1 protein-coding gene is annotated in these 239 nt (G+C 63.2%); it reads right to left on the bottom strand.

The annotated features are described in order from the left end of the window. A partial coding sequence (locus OQ02_RS39925) for an endo-1,4-beta-xylanase (protein WP_033443889.1) occupies window positions 1–239 on the bottom strand: 239 nt, incomplete at both ends.

Here is a 239-nt window from a genome sequence, read left to right as displayed (position 1 = left end):
GAGCTGCCGGAGCCTTCGATGTCCAGCTCGGTGATCTGGACGTCGACGCCGAGGTCGGCGAAGTTCTGCAGGGTGGTGTGGTAGTTGGAGGGGACGGGGTTGCCGCTGTTGAAGTGGGCCTGGAAGCCGACGCAGTCGATGGGGACGCCGCGGGACTTGAAGTCCTGGACCATGCGGTAGACGCCCTGGGTCTTGGCGTGCGACCAGTTGTCGGTGTTGTAGTCGTTGTAGCAGAGCTT

It is taken from the genome of Saccharothrix sp. NRRL B-16314 (assembly GCF_000716595.1).
Lineage (GTDB): Bacteria > Actinomycetota > Actinomycetes > Mycobacteriales > Pseudonocardiaceae > Actinosynnema.
The sequence above is the reverse complement of the archived record's forward strand: the minus strand, read 5'-3'. Positions and strand labels throughout refer to the sequence as shown.